At 70.5% G+C, this 15,975-nt stretch carries 17 protein-coding genes and 1 tRNA gene; 7 read left to right on the plus strand and 11 right to left on the minus strand.

Annotation, left to right across the window (positions count from 1 at the left end; genetic code table 11):
• Window positions 1–7 precede the first annotated feature (7 nt).
• From ilvD to ACSBPH_RS02600, 3 genes are read right to left on the minus strand one after another with little or no spacing between them, the layout of a single operon-like run.
• Entirely contained in the window at window positions 8–1,726 is a 1,719-nt protein-coding gene (gene ilvD, locus ACSBPH_RS02590; protein WP_442576058.1) for a dihydroxy-acid dehydratase, read from the minus strand.
• Window positions 1,727–1,768: 42 nt separating this feature from the next.
• The gene (otsB, locus tag ACSBPH_RS02595) at window positions 1,769–2,560 is read right to left on the minus strand and encodes a trehalose-phosphatase (protein WP_442576059.1); all 792 of its coding nucleotides are present in this window, start codon (window positions 2,558–2,560) and stop codon (window positions 1,769–1,771) included.
• The gene (locus ACSBPH_RS02600; RefSeq protein WP_442576060.1) at window positions 2,557–3,987 is read right to left on the minus strand and encodes an alpha,alpha-trehalose-phosphate synthase (UDP-forming); all 1,431 of its coding nucleotides are present in this window, start codon (window positions 3,985–3,987) and stop codon (window positions 2,557–2,559) included. Before ACSBPH_RS02600 ends, otsB begins: the two co-directional genes overlap by 4 nt.
• 162 nt (window positions 3,988–4,149) lie before the next feature.
• Here ACSBPH_RS02600 and ACSBPH_RS02605 point away from each other — a divergent pair, with 162 nt between their 5' ends.
• Window positions 4,150–4,428, plus strand: coding sequence for a hypothetical protein (locus ACSBPH_RS02605; protein ID WP_442576061.1), 279 nt, complete (start codon window positions 4,150–4,152; stop codon window positions 4,426–4,428).
• A 24-nt stretch (window positions 4,429–4,452) separates the two neighbouring features.
• On the opposite strand, the gene ACSBPH_RS02610 is transcribed toward ACSBPH_RS02605, so the two are convergent.
• From ACSBPH_RS02610 to ACSBPH_RS02625, 4 genes are read right to left on the minus strand one after another with little or no spacing between them, the layout of a single operon-like run.
• Window positions 4,453–4,899, minus strand: a complete 447-nt coding sequence (locus tag ACSBPH_RS02610) for a GNAT family N-acetyltransferase (protein ID WP_442576062.1) — start codon at window positions 4,897–4,899, stop codon at window positions 4,453–4,455.
• Window positions 4,900–4,950: 51 nt separating this feature from the next.
• Window positions 4,951–6,135, minus strand: a complete 1,185-nt coding sequence (locus ACSBPH_RS02615; RefSeq protein WP_442576063.1) for an acetyl-CoA C-acetyltransferase — start codon at window positions 6,133–6,135, stop codon at window positions 4,951–4,953.
• Window positions 6,132–6,785 carry a CoA transferase subunit B gene (locus ACSBPH_RS02620; RefSeq protein ID WP_442576064.1) on the minus strand — a complete coding sequence of 218 codons (654 nt, stop codon included), beginning with the start codon at window positions 6,783–6,785 and terminating at the stop codon, window positions 6,132–6,134. Before ACSBPH_RS02620 ends, ACSBPH_RS02615 begins: the two co-directional genes overlap by 4 nt.
• A gap of 2 nt (window positions 6,786–6,787) precedes the next feature.
• The gene (locus tag ACSBPH_RS02625; protein WP_442576065.1) at window positions 6,788–7,588 is read right to left on the minus strand and encodes a CoA transferase subunit A; all 801 of its coding nucleotides are present in this window, start codon (window positions 7,586–7,588) and stop codon (window positions 6,788–6,790) included.
• Window positions 7,589–7,715: 127 nt separating this feature from the next.
• On the opposite strand from ACSBPH_RS02625, the gene ACSBPH_RS02630 reads away from it, so the two are divergent.
• Window positions 7,716–8,507: an IclR family transcriptional regulator gene (locus ACSBPH_RS02630; protein WP_442576066.1), complete on the plus strand. Its 792-nt coding sequence runs from the start codon at window positions 7,716–7,718 to the stop codon at window positions 8,505–8,507.
• Between the two features lie 152 nt (window positions 8,508–8,659).
• On the opposite strand, the gene ACSBPH_RS02635 is transcribed toward ACSBPH_RS02630, so the two are convergent.
• Both ACSBPH_RS02635 and ACSBPH_RS02640 read right to left on the minus strand, forming a co-directional pair.
• Entirely contained in the window at window positions 8,660–9,583 is a 924-nt protein-coding gene (locus tag ACSBPH_RS02635) for an alpha/beta fold hydrolase (protein ID WP_442576067.1), read from the minus strand.
• On the minus strand, window positions 9,580–10,332 hold the full coding sequence (locus tag ACSBPH_RS02640) for a 3-hydroxybutyrate dehydrogenase (protein WP_442576068.1): 753 nt from the start codon (window positions 10,330–10,332) through the stop codon (window positions 9,580–9,582). Before ACSBPH_RS02640 ends, ACSBPH_RS02635 begins: the two co-directional genes overlap by 4 nt.
• Before the next feature lie 204 nt (window positions 10,333–10,536).
• Here ACSBPH_RS02640 and ACSBPH_RS02645 point away from each other — a divergent pair, with 204 nt between their 5' ends.
• Both ACSBPH_RS02645 and ACSBPH_RS02650 read left to right on the plus strand, forming a co-directional pair.
• A complete protein-coding gene (locus tag ACSBPH_RS02645) occupies window positions 10,537–10,968 on the plus strand; it encodes a MarR family winged helix-turn-helix transcriptional regulator (RefSeq protein ID WP_442576069.1) in 432 nt (143 codons plus the stop codon).
• Entirely contained in the window at window positions 10,965–12,191 is a 1,227-nt protein-coding gene (locus ACSBPH_RS02650; RefSeq protein WP_442576070.1) for an MFS transporter, read from the plus strand. The genes ACSBPH_RS02645 and ACSBPH_RS02650 overlap by 4 nt, the downstream gene beginning before the upstream one ends.
• Window positions 12,192–12,251: 60 nt before the next feature.
• Here ACSBPH_RS02650 and ACSBPH_RS02655 read toward each other — a convergent pair.
• A tRNA-Lys gene (locus ACSBPH_RS02655) sits at window positions 12,252–12,327 on the minus strand.
• A 94-nt stretch (window positions 12,328–12,421) separates the two neighbouring features.
• On the opposite strand from ACSBPH_RS02655, the gene ACSBPH_RS02660 reads away from it, so the two are divergent.
• Window positions 12,422–13,270, plus strand: coding sequence for an inositol monophosphatase family protein (locus ACSBPH_RS02660; protein ID WP_442576071.1), 849 nt, complete (start codon window positions 12,422–12,424; stop codon window positions 13,268–13,270).
• Window positions 13,267–13,848 (plus strand): hypothetical protein, encoded by a 582-nt coding sequence (locus ACSBPH_RS02665; RefSeq protein WP_442576072.1) that lies wholly within the window; start codon window positions 13,267–13,269, stop codon window positions 13,846–13,848. Before ACSBPH_RS02660 ends, ACSBPH_RS02665 begins: the two co-directional genes overlap by 4 nt.
• 54 nt (window positions 13,849–13,902) lie before the next feature.
• Here ACSBPH_RS02665 and ACSBPH_RS02670 read toward each other — a convergent pair whose 3' ends face one another.
• A complete protein-coding gene (locus tag ACSBPH_RS02670; RefSeq protein WP_442576073.1) occupies window positions 13,903–14,541 on the minus strand; it encodes a TetR/AcrR family transcriptional regulator in 639 nt (212 codons plus the stop codon).
• Window positions 14,542–14,636: 95 nt separating this feature from the next.
• Between ACSBPH_RS02670 and ACSBPH_RS02675 the strand changes: the two genes are divergently transcribed.
• Window positions 14,637–15,938, plus strand: a complete 1,302-nt coding sequence (locus ACSBPH_RS02675; protein ID WP_442576074.1) for a nucleotide disphospho-sugar-binding domain-containing protein — start codon at window positions 14,637–14,639, stop codon at window positions 15,936–15,938.
• Window positions 15,939–15,975: the final 37 nt, after the last annotated feature.

Raw genomic sequence — 15,975 nt, forward strand, 5'->3', positions numbered from 1 at the left:
ATGCCGGTCACCCCGTGGTGGCGCCCTCCGAGGCGGAGCGCACGAGACGGGAGTACTTGGCAAGGACGCCACGGGTATAGCGCGGAGGAAGGGGCTCCCAGCCTTCCCGGCGGGAGCTCAGCTCTGCCTCGTCGACGAGTAGGTCGAGAGTGCGAGCCGCGATATCGACCCGTATCAGATCACCATCGCGCACGAAGGCGATGGGACCTGCGTCCACCGCTTCGGGTGCTATGTGGCCGATGCACAGGCCGGTTGTGCCGCCTGAGAATCGTCCGTCCGTCAAGAGTAGTACATCTTTTCCGAGCCCTGCGCCCTTGATGGCGGCCGTGATCGCGAGCATCTCGCGCATGCCGGGGCCGCCCTTGGGGCCCTCGTAGCGGATGACCACGACGTCTCCGGCCGCGATCTCGCCGGCCTCGAGGGCGTCCATGGCGGCGCGCTCGCGCTCGAACACGCGCGCGGGCCCTTCGAACACGTCGCTGTCGAAGCCGGCCGACTTCACGACCGCTCCTTCGGGCGCGATCGTGCCGTGAAGGATCGTGATGCCGCCCTTGTCGTGGATGGGGTCGGCGAACGAGTGGATGACCGTTCCGTCGACGGGGTCGGGGTCCAGTGCCCGGAGGTTCTCGGCCATCGTCTTGCCCGTGACGGTCAGCGCGTCGCCGTGGATGAGGCCCTCGTCGAGCATCGCCTTGAGGATCACGGGGATGCCGCCGTGGCGGTCGACGTCGTTCATGACGTACTTGCCGAACGGCTTCATGTCGGCCACGTGGGGCACCTTGTCGCCGATGCGGTTGAAGTCATGGAGCGAGAGCTCGACGTCGGCCTCGCGAGCGATCGCGAGGAGGTGCAGCACGACGTTCGTCGAGCCGCCGAGCGCCATCGCGAGGGCGATCGCGTTCTCGAACGCCTCCTTGGTGAGGATGTCGCGCGTGGTGATCCCGAGCTTCAGCAGGTTCACGACGGCTTCGCCCGACCGGTGCGCGAAATAGTCGCGACGGCGGTCGGCCGACGGCGGCGCCGCAGAGCCCGGCAGCGACAGTCCGAGCGCCTCGGCGACGGAGGCCATGGTGTTCGCCGTGTACATGCCGCCGCAGGCGCCCTCACCGGGCGCGATCGCGCACTCGATGCGCTTGAGGTCGGCTTCGCTCATCTTCCCGGCGAGGCACGCGCCGACGGCCTCGAACGAGTCGATGATCGTGACGTCCTTCTCCGTGCCGTCCGAGAGCTTGACCCAGCCGGGGGCGATCGAGCCCGCGTAGAGGAAGACGCTCGAGAGGTCGAGCCGCGCAGAGGCCATCAGCATGCCGGGGATGGACTTGTCGCAGCCGGCGAGGAGCACCGAGCCGTCGAGGCGCTCGGCCATCATGACGGTCTCGACCGAGTCGGCGATGACCTCGCGGCTGACGAGCGAGAAGTGCATGCCTTCGTGCCCCATCGAGATGCCGTCCGAGACGGAGATGGTGCCGAACTGCAGCGGGTAGCCCCCGCCGGCGTGCACGCCCTCCTTGGCACCCTGCGCGAGCCGGTCGAGGCTCAGGTTGCACGGCGTGATCTCGTTCCAGCTCGACGCGATGCCGATCTGGGGCTTGTCCCAGTCCTCGTCACCCATGCCGACCGCGCGGAGCATTCCGCGGGATGTCGTCGCCTCGATGCCGTCGGTGACGACTCGGCTGCGGGGTTTGATGTCGATCGCGTTCTCGTGCTCTGCAGACGGCTGGGGCATGGTTCGAAGTCTATTCCTGCGCGGATGACCGCCGCCGCGCGCTCAGCCGCGGACGGCGGCCCGCCGGCGGGCGAGTTCGGCCAGGAGCCCGGCCATCGCGGGGATGTCGTCCACGAGCACACGGGCAGCGGACCGCCCCGTTCCGACGTGCACGCCGACATCGCCCGGGCCGAGGCTGCGCAGCGCGTCCTCGTCGGTCACGTCGTCGCCGGCGAAGAGCACGGCGGTGGCCCGCGTGCGCGCGCGGAGCGTCGCGACGGCGGAATCCTTGCCCTCGTGCCGGAACGAGTACTCGACGATGTTGTGTCCCGTGCGGCGGCGCCAGTGCGGCACCTCGGCGGCGACGATGTCGTCGACGAGGCGATTGGCCTCCTCGGCGGCCTCGGGATCGGCCCGGCGTGTGTGAACCCCGAAGCCGAACGTCTTCGGTTCGATCCAGACGCCGTCGAGGTCGCGGGTGGCGTCCTCGGCGCCGGAGCGCAGGCGATCGCGGAGGGCGACGTCCTCCCCCGCGTCGTCCGGTTCGACGGCGCCTTCGCCCGGAACCCAGAACTCGGCGCCGTGCGACCCCGCGAGCCAGACCCGGGAGCCGTCGCCGTGCTCCGCGATGATCCTCAGGTCGCTGAGGCTGCGGCCCGACACCAGCGCGACGACGGTGGCGGGGACGGCGGTCAGCGCCTCGACGGCGTCGCGAGCGGCCGGCAGCATCCGGGCGTCCATCGGCTCGTTCTCGAGCGGCGACAGCGTGCCGTCGAAATCGAGCGCCACGAGGAGGATGTCGGTGGAGGCGAGCTCGTCGAGGGCGGCGTCCGCGTCAGCGGCGAGCCCCGTCATCCGTCCGCGCCTTCCTTCGTGCGGCGGACGTCGTCGAGGGACGACAGGAAGGCGCGGGACCACGCGGCGATGTCGTTCTCGATCACCTTGCGTCGCAGCGCCCGCATGCGCCGGCCCTGCTCCGTCGCGGGCATCTCCACGGCGCGCATCATGGCGTCCTTCAGACCGCCGATGTCGTGCGGGTTGATGCGGATGGCGCTGCCGAGCTCGTCGGCCGCGCCGGCGAACTCGCTGAGGATCAGCACGCCGCGATTGTCGATGCGGCTCGCGACATACTCCTTCGCGACGAGGTTCATGCCGTCGCGCAGAGCGGTGACGAGCATGACGTCGGCGGCGAGGAAGAGCGCGACCATCTCCTCGCGCGGGTACGCCTGATGCAGGTAGCGGATGGCGGTGTGGCCGACGGTGTCGTGATCGCCGTTGATTCGGCCGACGGCGAGCTCGATCTCGTCGCGCAGCTGCATGTACGCCCCGACGCGCTCGCGGCTGGGGCTCGCGACCTGAACGAGGGTCGCGTGCTCGACGTCGAGGCGGCCGTCGGCGAGGAGCTCGCCGAAGGCCTTGAGCCGATGACGGATGCCCTTGGTGTAATCGAGGCGGTCGACGCCGAGGAACACCGTCCGGGGGTTGCCCAGACCCTCACGGATCTCGGCCGCGCGTGCCTGGATGTCGGGACGCGCCGCGAGATCGGAGTACGACGAGGCGTCGATCGAGATCGGGAAGGCCTTCGCGAGGGCGAGGCGCGTCGAGCCGTCGGCCTGTGGAACGCGGATGCCGGAGGCCCGCGTCTCGTAGCGCAGCTGGCGGCGCACGGCGCGCGCGAAGTTCGAGGCATCCGTCACCCGCTGGAAGCCGATGACATCGGCACCCAGGAGGCCCTCGAGCACCTGGCGGCGCCACGGCAGCTGCGAATAGAGGCCGTATGCGGGGAACGGAATGTGATGGAAGTACCCGATCGTGAGGTCGGGACGAGCCTCGCGCAGCATCTGCGGGACGAGCTGCAGCTGGTAGTCCTGCACCCAGACGGTGGCACCCTCCGCCGAGACGGATGCCGCGGCCTCCGCGAAGCGCCGGTTCACCCGCACATAGGCCTCCCACCACACGCGCCGGTAGCGCGGCGGCGAGATGACGTCGTGGTAGAGCGGCCAGATCGTGTCGTTCGAGAAGCCCTCGTAGTAGTCCTCGACGTCCTGCGCGCTGAGGCTCACGGGAACCAGGTGCGTGCCCTCGAACTCGAAGGGCTCCACCTCGATGTCGGGTTTGCCGGGCCATCCCACCCACGCGCCGTCGGCGCGCCGCATGACGGGTTCGAGTGCCGTGACCAGACCCCCGGGAGACCGCCGCCAGTCCTCGTCGCCGCTGTCGGCGTCGGTGACTCGGTCTACGGGCAGCCGGTTCGCGACGACGACAAGATCAGCCAGTGACACATTCGCTCCGGTTCCGTATGAGTGGACCCAGGCTAACAGCGGGCCCGCGGACGCCTCGGGCATGTCGCGGGGGGCGCCGATATGGTAAAGCGCCGGACGCTCGGCGGGAAGAGGCATCCGCGTCAGTGCACGGATGTCGTCGCGCCCGCTAGCGTGGACGGCATGCGCAAGTACCTGTTCGGCACGGGCCTTCTCGGAGCGATCACGGGCGGGCTCACGCTGCTGCGCGCCCTCCGCAACGATGCGCCCTTCACGTGGCGCGTGGCGCTCGGGTGGCTGAGCTGGGGCATCTCGCTGGCCCTGGCGATCGGCGCGATCGTCGACGTGCGCCGCGCCGAGAGTGGCCATGTGCTCGGCCCCGACTCGCCCGTGCACGGCAAGGAGGCCAAGCTCGTGCAGCGCCGCGTGCGCCGGGAGCACCGGGACTCCCGCCTCTCCTAGCGCGGGTCTGAGCTCTCGCCGGGCTCAGCGCCCGAGCGGGATCTCGTAATGGACGAATCCCGTGCTCGTGGCGACCTTGTCGTAGAGCGCCCGCGCGGTGGCGTTGGTCTCGTGGGTGAGCCAATAGACCTTGTGGCTGCCTTCCCCCTCGGCGCAGGACTTCACGTGCTCGATGAGCGCGCGGCCGACTCCTCCGCCCCGGGTGCCGGGTGCGACGAAGAGGTCTTCGAGGTAGGTGTAGGTCGACGCCGTCCAGGTGGCGGGGTGCGACAGCCAATGGACGATCCCCACCGCGCGGCCCTCGGCATCCCGTGCCATCGCGCCGTGGAGCTCCTCGTCGGCGACGATGCGGGCGAAGGTCGACTCGGTGACGTCGTCGGCGACGGATGCCTCGTAGAACGCGAGGTATCCGCGCCAGAGCTCGAGCCAATCGTCGCGGTCGGCCGGTGTGATCTTCGCAATCGTCGTCACCCGCCCGACGCTACCCCCTGCCGGCCCGGGAGGCGGAGAGCCGTCTCGGGGTCAGCGGGTGATGATGAGGGCGTCGCCCTGGCCGCCGCCGCCGCAGAGCGCGACCGCGGCGGTGCCGCTCCCCCGGCGGATGAGCTCGTGCACGGCGTGCACGACGAGCCGATTGCCGGACGCGCCGATCGGGTGGCCGATCGCGATTCCGCCGCCGTGGATGTTGACGACGTCGTCGGCGAGGCCGAGCTCTGCCTGCGACCGCGCCACGACGGCGCCGAAGGCCTCGTTGATCTCGACGAAGTCGAGGTCGCCCACCGAGATGCCCTGCTTCTCGACGGCCTTCTGGATGGCTCGGGCCGGCTGCGCGTGCAGCGAGTTGTCGGGGCCGGCGACCTGGCCGGAGGCGCCGACGACGGCCAGCACGGGCCAGCCCCGATCGTCGGCGTGCGCACGGGTCGTCAGGACGACGGCGGATGCCCCGTCCGAGATCTGCGACGAATTCCCGGCCGTGATCGAGCCGCCCTCGGCGAAGGCCGGGCGAAGCCCGCCGAGCGTCTCGACCGTCGTGTCCGGGCGGATGCCTTCGTCCTTCGTCACGACCACGGGCTCGCCGCGCCGCTGAGGAATCTCGACGGGGACGATCTCCGCGTCGAAGACGCCCGCCTCGGTGGCGGCGGCCGCGCGCTGATGCGACCTCGCGGCCACGGCATCCTGAGCTTCGCGATCGACGTGGAAGCGGTCGTTGTGGCGCTCGGTCGAGGCGCCCATGCTCTCGCGGTCGTACGCGTCGGTCAGCCCGTCGTACGCCATGTGGTCGAGCACCTCGATCGAGCCGTACGTCCAGCCGTCGCGCGACCCCATCAAGAGGTGCGGCGCGCGTGTCATCGACTCCATGCCGGCAGCGACCACGACTGTCGCGTCGCCGAGCGCGAGCATGCGCGCGGCGTCGATCACGGCCGTGAGGCCCGACAGGCACACCTTGTTGACCGAGCCCGCGTGCACGTCCCAGCCGATGCCGGCACCGACCGCCGCCTGGCGCGCGGGATTCTGGCCCGCGCCTGCCGCGAGCACCTGCCCGACGAGCACCGCGTCGACCGCCTCGGCGGGGATCCCCCCGCGCTCGAGCGCACCCTTGATCGCGAGAGAGCCGAGCTGCACCGCTGTCAGCGATGCGAGCTGTCCCCTGAGCCGGCCCTGCGGCGTCCGGGCCGCCGCGACGATGACGACATCATCCCTGTTCATGCTTCGATCCTCTCTCCGACGCGGACGATGAGCTCAGGCTCGGTCGCCGCGATGACTTCGTCGACCGTCACGCCCGGGGCGAGCTCGACGAGGACGAGTCCCTCATCGGTCACGTCGATGACCGCGAGATCCGTGATGATGCGGTCGACCACGCCGCGGCCCGTCAGCGGCAGCGAACAGGTGTCGACGATCTTCGCCGAGCCGTCCCGGGCGACGTGCTCCATGAGGACGATGACGCGAGATGCCCCGTGCACGAGGTCCATCGCACCGCCCGGCCCCTTGACCATCTTGCCGGGGATCATCCAGTTGGCGAGGTCGCCGGACTTCGACACCTGCATCGCGCCGAGGATGGCGGCGTCGATCTTGCCGCCGCGGATCATGCCGAAGCTCGTCGCCGAGTCGAAGAATGAGGCGCCGGGCAGCGTCGTCACGGTCTCCTTGCCGGCATTGATGAGGTCGGGATCGATGTGCTCCTCGGTCGGATACGGGCCGACGCCGAGGATGCCGTTCTCGGACTGCAGGACGACGGTCACACCTTCCGGCACGTAGTTCGGCACGAGCGTCGGAAGGCCGATGCCGAGGTTGACATAGGCGCCGTCGCCGAGCTCCTGCGCGGCGCGCGCGGCCATCTCGTTGCGGGTCAGTGCCATGGTCATGCTCCTTCGGGCTGGTCGCGATCGGACGCCGGGGCGACCGCGACGGTACGGCGCTCGATGCGCTTCTCGATGTCGGTTCCGACCTCGACGATGCGATGCACGTAGATGCCGGGAAGGTGGATGCCGTCGGGGTCGAGTTCTCCCGGTTCGACGAGCTCCTCCACCTGCGCGATGCAGACGCGCCCGGCCATCGCCGCGAGCGGGTTGAAGTTGCGCGCCGACTTGTTGAAGACGAGGTTGCCGTGTCGATCACCCCGGAGGGCGTGGACGAGGGCGAAGTCGGTCACGATGGCCTCTTCGAGCACGAACTCGCGCGGCTCGCCGTCGAGGTCGAAGGTGCGCACGTCCTTCTTGGGCGACGCGATCGCGATGCCGCCCTGCCCGTCGTACTTGCGCGGCAGGCCTCCCTCCGACACCTGCGTGCCGACTCCCGTCTGCGTGTAGAACGCCGCGATCCCCGAGCCGCCGGCGCGGAGCTTCTCGGCGAGCGTCCCCTGCGGCGTGAGCTCGAGCTCGAGCTCGCCCGAGAGGAACTGCCGCTCGAACTCCTTGTTCTCACCGACGTACGACGACGTCATCTTGCGGATGCGCTTGGCGTTCAGGAGCACGCCGAGCCCCCAGTCGTCGACGCCGCAGTTGTTGCTGACGATGCTGAGGTCTGTCGTCCCCTGCGCGAGCAGCGCCTCGATGAGGGCGATCGGGTTGCCCGAAAGCCCGAAGCCGCCCACGGCGAGGCTCGCGCCGTCCGGGATGTCGGCGACGGCCTCGGCCGCCGACCCGACGGTCTTGTCGATCACGTGTCACTCCTTCGTCGCGCGTGCCGGCCCGCCGCTGCGCGGGCGCCCTTCCATCCTGCTCCGCGCAGCGCGCCAGGGGCGCGGCGACGCTTGTCATGTGGATGCCGCGACCCTTAGTGTCCATATCGTGGACGCCAGATCGAATCGAAGCGTGCCCGGCGCGCAATCCGTGGCCCGCGCCGCTCGCGTCTTGAGGCTCGTGACCTCGGCCGGTGACGAAGGGATCGCCGTGGCTGAGCTCGCCCGCCGCGCGGAGCTCACCCGCCCGACGGCGCATCGGCTGCTGACCGCGCTCCGCCACGAGGGCCTCGTCGATCAGGACGAGAGGACGGGACGATGGATGCCGGGGCCGGAGCTCTACCTGATGGGCACGGTCGCGGCATCCCGCTATGACATCACCGCGATCGCTCGGGACATCGTCCGGTCGCTCGCCGTGCGCACGGAGGAGAGCGCGTTCCTCTCGGTGCGCCGTGGCGACGAGACCGTGTGTCTGCTGCGCGAGGAGGGGAGCTTTCCCATCCGCTCGTTCGTGCTGTCGGAGGGGGTGCGATTTCCGCTCGGCGTCGCGTCGGCGGGCCTGGCGATCCTCGCCTTCCTCCCGTCCCACGATGTGGACGCCTACTTCGAGCGCCACCCGGAGCTCGGCACGCAGTGGGGTGGGGCCCACGCCGAGCCGCGGCTGCGCGCGAGGCTGCGCGAGACGCACGCTCGCGGGTATGCGTTGAACCCCGGGCTCATCGTGGAGGGCTCGTACGGCCTGGGCGCCGCCGTGTTCACGCGCGAGGGCCACCCGCAGTGGGCGCTGAGCCTCACCGGCGTCGAGTTCCGGTTCGGCCCCGATCGCCTGGCCGATCTCGGCCGCACGCTGCTCGCGCACGCTCACCAGCTCACGACCCGTATCGCCGCGACCGCCCGCTGACCCCCCTCCTTCCCCTCCTCTCCTTTTTCGCGAGAGGGCGGATATGCGCACGACACGCCGCGGCGAACGCGCACTCCTGCCCTCTCGCGGCAGGGGCGGAGGGAGGGAGACCGGAAGAGGGACGGGGGGAGGAAGCGGGGAGGGAGGGGATGCTAGGCGGCGGCGGCGAGCTCGCGCAGGATCAGCGGGGCCACGGCATCCGCCCCCGCCCGCGACATCACGATCGTGTAGTGGTTGCGGTCCGCGATGCGGACGTGTTCGATGCTCGGCCGGACATCCAGAATCCGGGCGAGGGGCTCGGGCGCATACAGGCCGGGCGGCTCGTTCATGAGGCCACGCGCCACGGTGATGAGGAGGGTCGGATGCCGCAGCCCCGCCAGGGCCGCGGGCAGCATCGTGCCGGTGTTCATGTCGATGGTGTCTTCCACCGTCGTCCGATAGCTCGTCGCGGGACGCAGCAGGTCGCCGTCGGGCACGAGGTCGTACGCGATGTACCGCTCGAGCTCGGGCGTCCAGTCGGTGTGGAAGGCGGGGTGCTCGCGCCAGAAGTCGCGGTACTCCCCCACGTCGGCGAAGCGCATCGACAGCCGCGCCGCAGTGGGTCCGAGGATCCGCGACACGAGTTCGTCAGGGTCGAGGCCTGCGGGCACGTCGAGCGGAAGGCCGCCGTCGACGAGCACGAGCCGCGTGACGCGCTCGGGGTACAGGTACGCGAACGCTACGGCGACGAAGGCGCCCATGGAGTGCCCGACGACCACGATCCGCTCGATGCCGAGCTCATCGAGCACGGCGGCGAGGTCAGCCGCGTGCGCCGCAAGGCCGGCGGGTCCGTCGACCTCGTTGCTGCGTCCGCGCCCCCGGAGGTCGGGGGCGATGACCCGCACACCGGGGAGCCCCTCGACGATGAACGGCCACGCGAGGTGCGACGCCGTCACGCCGTGCACGAGCAGCACCGAGGCGGCATGGGAGTCGGCGCCATCGGCATCCAGCTCCGGAGTCTCCGGATCCCAGACGCCCACGCGCAGCGCCCCGCCCGCGACCGGCACGTCGATCGTGCGGTAGATGTGCCCCGTCATCGGGCCGTCCATCCGCCGTCGATCGTGTACGAGGCGCCCGTCACCATGCCCGCCTTGTCGGAGGCGAGCCAGCCCGCGAGAGAGGCGACCTCGTCGGGCTCGACGAGACGCTTGATGGCGGTCTCGGTCAGCATGATCTTCTCCACGACCTCGCTCTCGGGGATCCCGTGCAGCCGGGCCTGATCGGCGATCTGCCTCTCCACGAGCGGCGTGCGCACATACGCGGGATCGATGCAGTTGCTCGTGACACCGTGGGGAGCACCCTCCAGCGCCGTGACCTTCGACAGTCCCTCGAGGCCGTGCTTGGCCGACACGTACGCGGATTTGAAGGCGCTCGCCCGAAGCCCGTGCGCGCTCGAGATGTTGATGACCCGCCCCCAGCCCCGTTCGTACATCGTCGGCAGCGCCGCACGGATGAGGAGGAAGGGCGATTCGAGCATGAGCCGCAGGATCAGCCGGAACGTCTCGGGCTCGTACTCCTCGATCGGCGCGACCTTCTGGATTCCGGCGTTGTTCACGAGGATGTCGGCATCGAGGCTCAACATCTCGAGCGCGCGCGTGTCGGCGAGGTCGACGACCCAGGCCTCTCCTCCGATCTCGGATGCCGCGGCCCGCGCCGCGTCGCCGCTCCGGTCGGCGATCACGACGTGCGCACCGCGCCGCGCGAACTCGCGCGCGCACGCGAGGCCGATGCCGCTCGCGCCGCCCGTGACGACGGCGCGCTTGCCCGACAGATCGTGGTCCGGCATGACGGATCCCCTTCCTGCTCGCGCCGTCCACCCTCGGAGGCGCCGGCGCTGCGTGCCGACCCGGCGACCCGGGTTCAAGGCCTTCGCAATCTAGGAAATCGGAGGCATGGCCGCAAGAGGCGTCGGCGCGCCGCGCGCGCCCGGGCGGGCGCGACATCCAGGCATTGCATACCTACGATATATACCTAGGGTATTATTAGCCCCGTGACACACGACAGAGACATCGAGACCCTCATCGTCGCAGCGCACGCGCTCACCCGCGTCGCCGCGCTCGAGACCCGCAGTGAGACGCCGTCCGCCCAGTGGCGCACCCTCACCATCCTCCGCGATCGCGGTCCGCTCCGCGTCGGCGAGCTCGCGCAGCTCAGCCGGGTCACGCAGCCCGGCATGACGCGCCTCGTGGGCCAGATGGCCGACCTCGGTCTCATCGAGCGGTCGACGGATGCCTCGGACTCACGCGCGACCGTCGTCACCGTGACTCCGCTCGGCCTCGAGGCCCTCGCGACGTGGCTCGTGCAGCTGACGGCCGCTCTGGCCCCGCACTTCGAAGACCTGACGGCGCAGGAGTGGGACGCGCTCCGCACGACCGCCGCCGTCCTCTCGCGCAAGACCGCGGCCGTGGAGCTCGCGCGATGAGCTCCGACGGAAAGGTCAGCGTCTGGCGTCAGCCGAAGCAGGTCTGGGCCGTGGCCTTCGCCTGCGTCGTCGCGTTCATGGGCATCGGGCTCGTCGACCCGATCCTGCCGGCGATCGCCGACTCGCTGCAGGCGAGCCCCGTGCAGACCGAGCTGCTCTTCACCAGCTACCTGCTCGTGACCGGCCTCGCGATGCTCGTCACCAGCTGGATCTCGAGCCGCATCGGCGCCAAGGCCACCCTCCTCACGGGACTCGCCCTCATCGTCGTGTTCGCGCTGCTATGCGCACTCAGCGGCAGCGTCGACGCCATCATCGGCTTCCGCGCGGGCTGGGGGCTCGGCAACGCGCTCTTCATCTCAACGGCTCTCGCGACGATCGTCGGCGCGGCCTCGGGCGGAAGCGGTGCGGCCATCGTGCTGTACGAGGCGGCGCTCGGCCTCGGCATCGCGATCGGTCCGCTGCTCGGCGGCATCCTCGGCGAGATCAGCTGGCGCGGCCCGTTCTTCGGCGTCGTCGTCCTCATGGCGATCGCCTTCGTCGCGGTGCTCGTCCTGCTGCGCGGCCCCGGCGAGAAGCGCACACCTGTGCGGCTGTCGGCGCCGTTCACGGCGCTTCGCCGACCTGCCCTGGCGTTCCTCGCGGTGACGGCGCTCTTCTACAACATCGGCTTCTTCGTGCTGCTGGCCTTCTCGCCCTTCCCGCTCGGCTTCGGCGCCCTCGGCATCGGACTGACCTTCTTCGGCTGGGGCGTCGCGCTCGCGATCACGAGCGTGTGGGTCGCGCCGCTCCTCGTCCGGCGATTCCGCCGCACGAGCGTCATGCTCGTCGTGCTTCCGCTGCTCGCCCTCGACCTCCTCGCCGCCGCCGTCTTCGTCGAGATCGCCGCCGCGCTCGTCGTTGCCATCGTGGTGGGAGGCCTCCTCCTCGGCATCATGAACACGGTGCTGACGGAGTCCGTCATGGAGGCGACAGACCTCCCCCGGTCCGTCGCATCGTCGGCCTATTCCGCCGTGCGATTCCTCGGCGGCGCCGCCGCGCCGCCCATCGCGGCACTCCTCTGGCACGCGTTCGGCGCACCGGTCCCGTACGTCTTCGCCGCGGCATCCGTCCTCATCGCCACGGCCACGCTCGCGATCGGCCGGCGCGCCCTGCGCCACGTCGATGCGATCGAGGCGGACGCGACCGACGAGGCCGCAGCCGTGCTCGTCGGAGACGCCGCCTGACCAGCCGCTGCGCCCGGCGGAAACGAAGAAGAGCCCCGCGATTGCGGGGCTCTTCTTCATTGGTGCGCCCTCTCGGGCTCGAACCGAGGACCCACTGATTAAGAGTCAGTTGCTCTACCGACTGAGCTAAAGGCGCGTGATTCGCACGGGGCGAACCGGAGATCAACACTACCATCACGATCGGATGACACGGAAATCGAGGCATCCCTCGGCGCCGTATCCTTGATGCCGTGACCTCCCCCCTTTCCACGACGCGCTTCGACGCGCCCTTCGACGGGGATCTGACGGCGGATCTCGCCTTCGCCCTGCGTCTTGCGGATGCCGCGGACGCCACCTCGATGCAGCGCTTCGACGCGCCCGATCTCGATGTGCGCGTGAAGGCCGACGCCTCGCACGTGACCGAGGCCGACCTCGCCACCGAGCGGGTCATGCGGGATCTCATCGAGGCCGAGCGGGAGGGCGACGGCATCTTCGGCGAGGAGTTCGGGGCGACCGGCGGCACGTCCCGGCAGTGGATCCTCGATCCGATCGACGGCACCGCCAACTACCTCAAGGGCATCCCGATGTGGTCGACGCTCATCGCCCTCAGCATCGACGGCGTCCCCCGGGTCGGCGTCGTGAGCCAGCCGGCCATCGGCCGGCGCTGGTGGGCGGCCACAGGACTCGGCGCCTGGACGAACACCTCCGACGGCGGGACGCGGCGGCTGGCAGTGTCGCACGTGGACTCGATCGCCGAGTCGAGCGTGAGCTTCCAGAGCATCGGCCAATGGCGCGGCGCGGGCGAGCTCGACGCCCTCGAGCGTCTGACCGCGGCGGTGTGGCGCGATCGCGGCTACGGCGACGCGTGGCCGTACATGCTCCTCGCCGAGGGACGCCTCGAGTTCGTCGGCGAGTTCGACGTCAAGGAGTACGACCTCGCCGCCCACGTCGCGATCATCACCGAGGCCGGCGGCCGGGTCACGTCGTACGCCGGCGACGACTCCATCGCCGACCGCTCGGTGGTCGCGACCAACCGCGTGCTCCACCAGGCCTTCCTCGACCTCCTCCACCCCCTCGCGCCCACGGAGACCCCCGAATGACCCGACCTTTCGCGCGCATCGCCGCGACACTGGCCGTCGCCGCGACCGCCGCCCTGATGACCGCGTGCGCACCATCGGCCGCCGAATCCGAACCCGAGCCCACGAAGACCGTCGAGGTCGAGCCGTCGTCGCCGGCGCCCGAGCCCTCGGCGTCGGCGACGTCGGGGCCGAAGGTCGAGGAGCCGACGTGCGAGACGATCATCTCGGCGACGACGGTGAAGGACTTCGAGTCGCTCGGCTGGACCTCCCTCTCCGACACGTTCCTCGTCGCGAGCGTCGAGATCCCCGACGGCATCCAGTGCATCTGGGGCGACTTCTCGACGGCGACCGATCACGTGCAGGTCTTCGGCTGGGCTCCGATCTCGTCAGACCAGGCCGCCACCGCCGAGGCGGAGCTCGTCGCGCAGGGCTGGCGCCGCGAGGATGCGTCGGAGGGCGTCTACATCACCGAGAGCCCCGAGACCGCGATCTCGACGGATGACGAGGGCTACGGCCTGACGTACCTCTTCGGCGACGGCTGGGTGAAGTACGCCGACACGAAGCAGGGGATCATCCTCGTGGAGTGGCCGCAGACCTGAGCCCCGCCGCTTCCCGCCGGGCCCGCGCGTCCGGGCTGAGGCACGGCGTTCGGTTCAGACGAACTGCCGCCGCAGCGCCGTCGCGAGCCACTCGCGGTAGGCCGGCATGCTCCACCCGCTCTGCAGCACGAGCTGCTGGTGGCTCTCGGGCGACCAGAGGAACGACAGCGCGGCGGCGGATGCCTCGGCATCCGTCCCCTCCCCGGCGATCCCGCGGGCGCGCAGGATGTCGATGACCCGCCGGTAGTCCTCGCGCCGGCGGGCGAGGAGGCCTTCGAGGGCCGCGGCGATCTCGTCGTCGGCGTTCGCTGCACTCAGGAGTTCGGTCCACAGCACGCTCGTCCGCGCGTTCGCGTCGCCGATGAACCCGGCGAGGGCCGTGACGAAGGCGTCGTCGTCGCCGATCGCGAGCAGCGCGGCCGCCGCGTCGTTCTCGGAGAGGGCCTCCTCGCCCTCCGTGCCCGCGAAGGCGTGCTCGAAGGCGCGGAGGAGCAGGTCCCGCTTCGGCCCGTTCGCCTTGACCGTCTCGGGCGAGACTCCGGCCCGCTCGGCGATGTCGGCGAGGGACGTGCCGGTGTATCCGCGGTCGGCGAAGCAGGACGCGGACGCCTCGAGCACGCGCCGTCGCGTCGCGGCGGCCTGCTCGCTGCGCAGCGTCGACCGGTACGCGCGGGTGGCGGTGGTGCTCGACATCCGATCTCCTTATTGACTAACCCATTCGGGTGGTGAATACTCCAACAGTACCTTCAATTGTAGTCACCCGTCCCTTCTCTTCGAGGTCACCGCCGATGTCTTCTGTTCTGATGCTCTGCACGCCCGTCCGTGGGCATGTCTCCCCTCTCCTCGCCGTCGCGTCGGCCCTCGTCGCCGCGGGCGATCGTGTGCGCTTCATGACCGGCGCCCGGTACCGCGACGAGGTGATCGCGACCGGAGCCGAGTACCTGCCGCTTCCCGCCGAGGCCGACTACGACGATCGGGATGTGGATGCCGCGTTCCCCGGTCGCGTCGGGCTCAGCGGCCCCAAGGGCATCCGCTACGACATGATCGAGATCTTCCTCCGACCCGTTCCCGCGCAGCTCGCCGCGGTGCGGGCGGCCCTCGCGGCCGAGCCGACCGATGCGGTCCTGGCGGAGCCCATGTTCGCGGGCGCGGCCCTGCTCTCCGAGCTGCCACGCTCCGACAGGCCGCTCCTCGTCGCGCTCGGGATCATCCCGCTGGGTCTGCAGCATCCGGATGTCGCGCCCTTCGGACTCGGGATCACGCCCATGCCCGGCCCCATCGGCCGGCTTCGGAACGCCGTGCTGACCGCGACGGCCGAGAAGGGGGTGTTCGGCCCCGTGCAGAAGTACGCCGACGGGCTCGCGCAGCAAGAGCTCGGTCGCCCGCTGTCGCGGTTCTTCCTCAACTGGCCCGCGGGCGCGGATCTCGTCATCCAGTTCACCGTCCCCGAGTTCGAGTACGACCGCCCCGGGCTGACCGACGCCGTGAAGTTCGTCGGTCCCGTCACACGCGCCCTACCGTCGCGGACGCCGCTGCCGGAATGGTGGGACGAGCTGCACTCGGGGGTTCCCGTCGTGCATGTGACGCAGGGCACTGTCGCGAACTCGGGGTGGAACCTCGTCGAGCCCACGATCCGCGCTCTCGCGGATGAGCGCGTGCTCGTCGTCGTGAGCACGGGAGGCCGACCCGTCGAGACCCTCCCCGAGGACCTGCCGTCGAACGTGCGGACGGCGAGCTTCCTCCCGTACGACCGGCTGCTGCCCCTCACCGACGTGTACGTGACCAACGGCGGCTACGGCGGAGTGCACTTCGCACTCGAGCACGGCGTCCCGATCGTCGTCGCCGGGCGCACGGAGGACAAGACCGAGGTGAGCGCCCGCATCTCGTGGACCGGCGTCGGCATCGACCTCCGCACCGACGACCCGAAGCCCGGCCAAGTGAACAAGGCGGTGCGGCGCGTGCTCGCCGAGCCGTCGTTCCGCACGCGCTCGGCGCAGATCGGCGAGGCGATCCGGCGCTCCCCGGGCGCGTCGGCCGTGCACGATCTCGTCGTCGAGGCGCTTGCGGCGCCGTCGGTGCGCACGCGCTGACGCGCGGGCTCCTCGTCGCGTCAGCTCTGCACGCGGC

Origin of the sequence: Microbacterium sp. F51-2R, from assembly GCF_052180235.1 — a bacterium.
GTDB lineage: Bacteria > Actinomycetota > Actinomycetes > Actinomycetales > Microbacteriaceae > Microbacterium.